General features: G+C 64.9%; 2 protein-coding genes. Both read left to right on the top strand.

All coding sequences use genetic code 11. The annotated features are described in order from the left end of the window. Nucleotides 1-329 precede the first annotated feature (329 nt). Nucleotides 330-962 carry an RNA ligase family protein gene (locus T432_RS09040; protein ID WP_010884034.1) on the top strand — a complete coding sequence of 211 codons (633 nt, stop codon included), beginning with the start codon at nt 330-332 and terminating at the stop codon, nt 960-962. Continuing rightward, nucleotides 959-1,372, top strand: a 414-nt coding sequence (locus T432_RS09035; RefSeq protein WP_028884793.1) for a TIGR02452 family protein, incomplete at its 3' end; no start/stop codon positions are given. The genes T432_RS09040 and T432_RS09035, both read left to right, overlap by 4 nt.

Below are 1,372 nucleotides of genomic sequence, written 5' to 3'. Positions count from 1 at the left end.
CCATGAACCTGCCGCGTGACCGCAACGCCCACAGCGTGCAGGACGGGGCGCCGGCGTCAGGCGGCAGTTGCTGCTCGGGCACCACGCAGGTTGGTGATGACGTTCTGCCGATTGAGACGCCGCCCAACGAAGGCTAGTCAGGCTAAGAAGAACCGATACAGCTTAGAAAAGCGGGTGGATGGGGACGTGTCCTTGCCGCTCGCTTTTCTTTCGTGGGGACCGCACAAGTCGGCGACCGGACAGCTAAGCCACAGCGCTTACCCCACCTGACCGTCAGGCCGATGCCGTCACCCTCAGGTTTTCTCTACTCTACGCAGCAGTGATCCTGTATGCGAGTCAAATACCCTTCCATCCCCCACCTGCCCTGGTCGCCGGGCCTCCAGAACGATGACCGCCGCATCACGTCGCTGAGCGGATTTATCGGCAAGGAGGTCGTCGTGACCGAGAAGCTCGACGGCGAAAACACCAGCCTCTACCGTGATGACCTGCACGCCCGCAGCCTCGACATGCGCCCGCACCCCTCACGGACCTGGGTCAAGGCCGAGCGGGGCCGCGTCGCCCACGACATCCCGCTCGGCTGGCGATTTTGCGGCGAGAACGTCTACGCCGTCCATAGTTTGAAATACGACGATCTGGACGGCTATTTTTACCTCTTCAGCGTCTGGGACGACCTTAACGTCTCGCGGCCCTGGGACGAGGTGCGCGGATGGGCCGAGCGGCTCTCTTTGCCCACCCCGCGCGAGCTGTACCGCGGCCCCTGGGACGAGGCCGCCCTTCAGGCCCTGGACCCCGACCCGGAACGGATGGAAGGCTACGTGGTGCGCGTGACCGCCGCCATTCCCTACGCCGACTTCGGGCGCAAGGTCGCCAAGTGGGTGCGGCGCGGGCACGTGCAGACCGATCAGCACTGGCTGAGTCAGCCGGTGGAGCCGAACGGTCTGAAGCGCCAGGAGCAGTCATGAACCGCAAAAACCGTACCGAACAGGCCCAGGACACGCTGAACATCCTCCGCACGGGCCAGTCCGTCACCGGGTCGGGTCCGGTGAGGTTGCCGGGTCTCGCGGCAATGCGGCAAGGCACGCGGCTGTTCACGCCGGAGCAGGGAGAAGACCTACGAGAAGCCTTACGCCGTCGCCGGGGCAGCTTTCAGACGACCTGTGAGGTCACGTCTGAGACGACGTTTGCGGCGGCGCGTCGCCTGCGTGAAAAGGCGTCAGCACTCGCAGCGCTCAACTTCGCCTCGGCCAAAAACCCCGGTGGCGGTTTTCTGGGCGGCGCGCAGGCCCAGGAAGAAGACCTGTGCCGTGGCAGTGGGCTCTATTTCAGTCTGACCTCACCCCAGGCCGAGCCTTACTACGCGGTCAACCGCCAG

Origin of the sequence: Taylorella asinigenitalis ATCC 700933, from assembly GCF_000687755.1 — a bacterium.
GTDB classification, from domain to species: domain Bacteria; phylum Pseudomonadota; class Gammaproteobacteria; order Burkholderiales; family Burkholderiaceae_B; genus Taylorella; species Taylorella asinigenitalis.
This window is presented reverse-complemented; position numbering and strand designations above follow the sequence as displayed.